Raw genomic sequence first — 4,830 nt, 5'->3', positions numbered from 1 at the left:
TTCGACCGATACATACGAGAACATGCCAAGCTGCTGGACGTCGGGGCTGCGCATCGGATCGGGCGGTCAGTGATTGAGAACGTCTATGACCGCGGCGGCGCGCGGAGGTTTCTCAACAGCCTGCTAGTCCGGAGGAATGTCCTTGGGCAATTGCTTCGGCATGCTGCCGGCATCCGCCCTCACCGGCTGAAGTGCGCCTACGCTTACGCGGACTGTCCAGCCTTCGAAATACGCATCCCCTACCTGATTCAACAGCGCAACTGCCACTGAAACACTCGGGCAAACCGGCACTTGGCCGGGATATCCTCCGGTCAGGCCTGCGCTGCAAAGTTGGCTGGGATACGGTTCCTGCCGCGTGAGTTCGTGTATCTCGCGATCGAAGCGTCGCTGCGCGCGTCGCGCCGCCACCGCATCGGCATACACGGGCAGCAGCGCGGCATACCTCGTCTGAGCCTGCTGCCGTTCGGCGGTCGTGGCGTTGCCATACGCGGAGGCAAACACGGCGCCATAAACGCGGTCGCTGCGCTCGGCGGCCAGCCCCAGCCACGCCAAGCCCGGCGGGCGATCGGCCGCGACCAGCTCGCCATTGAAATACATCAGGCCCGGTGCGTACTGGGCCTTCTTGCTGCCCCGGCCCGCTGCCAGTTTCAACATTCCCAGCGTACCGATCGCATTGTTCCGCTGCCGTTCGCGCGCTGCCAGGCAGAAATTCACTACGCCCGGCAGGAAGCGGTACAGGCTGTCATTGCATTGGAGTGAGGCTTCTTTCGACGGGTTGCCCGTGGCAGGCACGAGGGAGTGGCTCGGCCGGCAACGAACCGGCAATGACGAGTCCGCTCACCATGAGCCATGCTCGTGCCGCACCCCCAAACGCCCGATCGAGCGTGATCATCGCCGCCTCCTCTGGCGGCGCCGCATGATCCTGCGATCAAGGCTTCCATGGCGACAACCGGGTTGATCCCGGGCTTTCCATGCTCCCGCGCGGCTCAGTACATCAGCCGATCGCCGCACGCATCGCTGCGATCTCGGCGCGGTAGTCCTTGGCGTGGAAGATCGCCGAGCCGGCGACGAAGGTGTCGGCGCCCGCGGCAGCGATCGCGCCGATGTTCTCGGCGGTGACGCCGCCGTCGATCTCCAGCCGCACGGCGAGGCCGCGCTCGTCGATCATGCGGCGCACGCGGCGCAGTTTTTCCAGCGCCATCGGGATGAACTTCTGCCCGCCGAAGCCGGGGTTCACCGACATGATCAGCACCAGGTCGAGCTTGTCCAGCACGTAGTCCAGGCAATCCAGCGAAGTGGCGGGGTTGAACACCAGGCCGGCCTGGCAGCCGGAATCCTTGATCAGCCCGATCGTGCGGTCGATGTGCTCGCTGGCCTCGGGGTGGAAGCTGATCAGCGTGGCACCAGCCTTGGCGAAGTCGGGCACGATGCGGTCCACCGGCTTCACCATCAGGTGCACGTCGATCGGCGCCGCGATGCCGTACTTGCGCAGCGCGGACAGCACCATCGGGCCCATCGTGAGGTTGGGCACGTAGTGGTTGTCCATCACGTCGAAATGCACCCAGTCCGCGCCCGCGGCCAGCGCCGCGGCGGTGTCCTCGCCCAGTCGCGCGAAGTCGGCGGCGAGGATGGAGGGGGCGATGACGGGGCTTTGCTTGCTCATGGGCATGATTCCTGTAGGAGCGCACCCTGTGCGCGACCACTCTGATATTGAACGAAGCCAAGGCATTCGCGCACAGGGTGCGCTCCTACTTGAAGCCGCGTTCCGCCTTGATCCGCTCGTAGGCGGCGTTGATCTCGCTGGCGCGGGCCTCGGCCTGCCTGCGCATCGTCTCGGGCAGGTCGCCGAGGCGGTCGGGGTGGTGCTCGGAAATCAGCTTGCGGTAGGCGCGCTTCACCGCGCGGTCGTCCGCGCTGCGCTCGATGCCGAGCACGGTGTAGGGGTCGGGCCCCTGGGTATTGCGCTGCGGCGGCACGTAGCCGCCCCCGCCGTAACTTTGGCCGCCGCGGCCGCGCGCACCGCCCGCATTCCACGCGTAGCCCTTCATCGCCATCAGCGCCATCAGCTCCATGTCGCTGATGCGCAGCGCGAACGCGAGCTGGCGCAGTATCGCCATCTTCTCCGGCGGCGGGTTGCCCTCGGCGAGCACGGTGTCGATCACCACGTCCAGCACCGGGAACGCATGGTCGCGGCGCAGGCCGGCCCAGCGGCGCAGTTCGTCGATGGTCGGCGTCACGTCGAATTCGGGCTGCTTGCCGGCGTTGAAGCTGGCGATCGCCTGCTGGCGCTGCACGGCGTCCAGGCCCATGCGCGCCATCATGCGTTCGGCCACGGCGATCTCGGCTTCGGAGACGCGGCCGTCGGACTTCGCCACCGCGCCGAGCAGCGCGAACAACGGGCCGACGAAGCCGCCCGCCTCCGGCGTGGCCTGCTTGCGCTGGCTGTGGCGCAGGTTGTCGAACACGAAGCCGATGATGGCGCCGGTGATCGCACCGGGCAGGTGGCCGATCAGCAGGCCGAAGAAGCCGAACCAGAGCGTGTAGGTGAAACTCATGGCTGGGCCGCCGGCGTCGGGGTCTGTGCGCTGTACCAGCGCGCCAGCGCGTCCAGTTCGGCGTCGCTGAGCGGGCCGATTGCGGCGCGCATCACCGGCACGTCGCGGTGGCCATCGCGGTAATCCTTCAGCGCCTGGCGCAGGTAATCCAGCCGCTGCCCGGCAAGGTTCGGCGCGCCGGGCATCACGGCCATGCCGGTTTCGCCGTGGCAGGCCGCGCACAGGCCGAGCCGCGACGGCTTCGCCGCGGCGGACGCCGGTGTCCGGGCCACGCCCGGAAGGGCAACGGTGAGGCAGAGTGCCGCGATCAAAATGCGCATCGACGGAAGCTGGGGCCGAAAGCCGCGAATTCTAGCAGCCTGCCCGCGGCGCACCGCGGTGGCGACGGCGCCAGCCGCTACAATGGGCATTCCCCTTCCCGCCACGGAACCGCCGTCGTGCCCACCACCTTGTCGCAATCGAACCTGCCCGGCCTCGAACTGATCCACCGCGGCAAGGTGCGCGACGTCTACGCGCTGGACAGCCAGCGCCTGCTGATGGTGGCCAGCGACCGCCTCTCCGCGTTCGACGTGGTGCTGCCAAACCCGATTCCCGGCAAGGGCGAGATGCTCACCCAGATCTCCAACTTCTGGTTTGGCAAGACTGCGCACCTGATCCCCAACCACCTGCTCGACGTTCCGCTGGCCGAGGTGCTGCCGCCCGGTACCGACCTCGCGCTCTACGCCAAGCGCGCCGTGGTGACGCGCCGGCTGAAGCCGGTGCCGGTGGAGGCGATCGCGCGTGGCTACCTGATCGGCTCCGGCTGGAAGGACTACCGGAAGACCGGCGCGGTGTGCGGCATCGCCCTGCCCGCAGGCCTCAGGCAGGCGCAGCAGCTGCCCGAACCGATCTTCACGCCCTCGACCAAGGCCGCCGTGGGCGACCACGACGAGAACGTCAGCTTCGACGCCGTGGTGAACCTGGTGGGTCGCGAGCTGGCGGAAAAGGTGCGCGACGCCACGCTGGCGATCTACAAGTGGGCGGCCGCCTATGCCGCCGAGCGCGGCATCATCCTCGCCGACACCAAGTTCGAGTTCGGCACCGACGCCGACGGCAAGCTGTACGTGATGGACGAGATGCTCACCCCCGACTCCACGCGCTACTGGCCCGCCGACAGCTACCAGGTTGGCATCAGCCCGCCCAGCTACGACAAGCAGTTCGTGCGCGACTGGCTGGAAGCGCAGGGCTGGAACAAGACCCCACCCGGCCCGGTGATCCCCGACGAGGTGATCGCGCGCACCGCCGCGAAGTATGGTGAGGCGCTGGAGCGGCTGGCCGGCATCAAGCTGTCCTGATCGACGCGCAGGAGCGGCTTCAGCCGCGATCCGCGCTACGTGATCGCCGCTGAGACAGCTCCTACGACCGCCCCGGCTTGCGACACCCACCATCGCCGTGCTGCTATTGCAGCCTTGATCCGCAAGGGGAGCGCACCATGACCACGCAAGCCGCAAACCAACGCAGCATGCAGGACTGGCTGGACAGCTACAGCGCTGACCACCGCAACCCGGTGAACCAGGTCTTCCACTGGTGCTGCGTGCCGCCGATCGTGTGGTCGGTGATCGCGCTGCTGTGGGCGATCCCGGTGCCGCAGGCGTGGCTGCGCCCCGGTGCCTGGGCGGTGGCGGTGATGGTGCTGGCGTTCTACTGGTACTGGAAGCGCTCGCGCCCGCTGGCGCTGGCGCTGCTGGTCGCGTTCGCCGTGCTCGGCCTGCTCACCAACTTCCTGTACTGGCAACTCGGCGCGACGAACCTGCGCTGGCTCGCCGTCGGCGTGTTCGTGGTGGCGTGGATCGGCCAGTTCATCGGCCACAAGTTCGAAGGCCGCAAGCCCAGCTTCCTCACCGACCTCGCCTACCTGCTGATCGGCCCCGCCTGGCTGATGGCCAAGCTGCTGCGCCGGCTCGGCTTCAAGCACGCCGTATGAATTCCCTGCTCACCCTGGTCAGCTCGCTGGTGTGGTGGGTGCTCTACGGCAGCATCGGCGCGCTGCTCTGCGCACTGATCGCCTGGGCCGTGCTGCGCTGGACCGAGCGCTGCAACGTGGTGTTCAACCGGGTCTACCTCGCCTGCCTGCTGTGGACGCTGCTCGGGATTCTGCTGGTCGTCGGCGTGGCGGCGTACGAGGGGCATCTGCATCCGCCGTTCCGGGCGCTGATCACTTCCGGCTTGCTGCGCTGGGCGCTGGTGGTGGACATGATGGTCGGCGTGGCGCTGGTGTGGCGGCTGACGCCGCGGG

Annotated in this window: 7 protein-coding genes; 3 read left to right on the top strand and 4 right to left on the bottom strand. The window is 67.9% G+C overall.

Going from position 1 to position 4,830, the window contains the following annotated elements:
- Nucleotides 1–123: 123 nt before the first annotated feature.
- From B0E52_RS00145 to B0E52_RS00130, 4 genes are all read right to left on the bottom strand, one after another.
- Nucleotides 124–792, bottom strand: coding sequence for a sel1 repeat family protein (locus tag B0E52_RS00145; protein WP_139351529.1), 669 nt, complete (start codon nt 790–792; stop codon nt 124–126).
- A gap of 202 nt (nt 793–994) precedes the next feature.
- Complete coding sequence (gene rpe / locus B0E52_RS00140) at nt 995–1,663, bottom strand: ribulose-phosphate 3-epimerase (RefSeq protein WP_077480532.1); 669 nt, start codon at nt 1,661–1,663, stop codon at nt 995–997.
- 85 nt (nt 1,664–1,748) lie between these two features.
- Complete coding sequence (gene djlA / locus B0E52_RS00135) at nt 1,749–2,555, bottom strand: co-chaperone DjlA (protein WP_077480530.1); 807 nt, start codon at nt 2,553–2,555, stop codon at nt 1,749–1,751.
- A complete protein-coding gene (locus tag B0E52_RS00130; protein ID WP_077480528.1) occupies nt 2,552–2,875 on the bottom strand; it encodes a cytochrome c in 324 nt (107 codons plus the stop codon). Before B0E52_RS00130 ends, djlA begins: the two co-directional genes overlap by 4 nt.
- Nucleotides 2,876–2,992: 117 nt before the next feature.
- On the opposite strand from B0E52_RS00130, the gene B0E52_RS00125 reads away from it, so the two are divergent.
- The 3 genes from B0E52_RS00125 to B0E52_RS00115 all read left to right on the top strand — a co-directional run.
- Nucleotides 2,993–3,889: a phosphoribosylaminoimidazolesuccinocarboxamide synthase gene (locus B0E52_RS00125; RefSeq protein WP_077480526.1), complete on the top strand. Its 897-nt coding sequence runs from the start codon at nt 2,993–2,995 to the stop codon at nt 3,887–3,889.
- Nucleotides 3,890–4,026: 137 nt separating this feature from the next.
- Nucleotides 4,027–4,518, top strand: coding sequence for an Mpo1-like protein (locus tag B0E52_RS00120; RefSeq protein ID WP_077480524.1), 492 nt, complete (start codon nt 4,027–4,029; stop codon nt 4,516–4,518).
- Nucleotides 4,515–4,830 (top strand): hypothetical protein (locus tag B0E52_RS00115; protein WP_077480522.1); only part of this gene is annotated, 316 nt, incomplete at its 3' end. The genes B0E52_RS00120 and B0E52_RS00115, both read left to right, overlap by 4 nt.

This window comes from Rhodanobacter sp. C06 (assembly GCF_002001105.1).
Taxonomy (GTDB): Bacteria; Pseudomonadota; Gammaproteobacteria; order Xanthomonadales; family Rhodanobacteraceae; genus Rhodanobacter_A.
The sequence above is the reverse complement of the archived record's forward strand: the minus strand, read 5'-3'. Positions and strand labels throughout refer to the sequence as shown.

Excerpts from the sequence above, each read along its gene's own strand:
- B0E52_RS00120 (WP_077480524.1), top strand. The coding sequence starts at position 4,027 with ATGACCACGCAAGCCGCAAACCAACGCAGCATGCAGGACTGGCTGGAC.
- B0E52_RS00130 (WP_077480528.1), bottom strand. The coding sequence starts at position 2,875 with ATGCGCATTTTGATCGCGGCACTCTGCCTCACCGTTGCCCTTCCGGGC.
- djlA (WP_077480530.1), bottom strand. The coding sequence starts at position 2,555 with ATGAGTTTCACCTACACGCTCTGGTTCGGCTTCTTCGGCCTGCTGATC.
- rpe (WP_077480532.1), bottom strand. The coding sequence starts at position 1,663 with ATGAGCAAGCAAAGCCCCGTCATCGCCCCCTCCATCCTCGCCGCCGAC.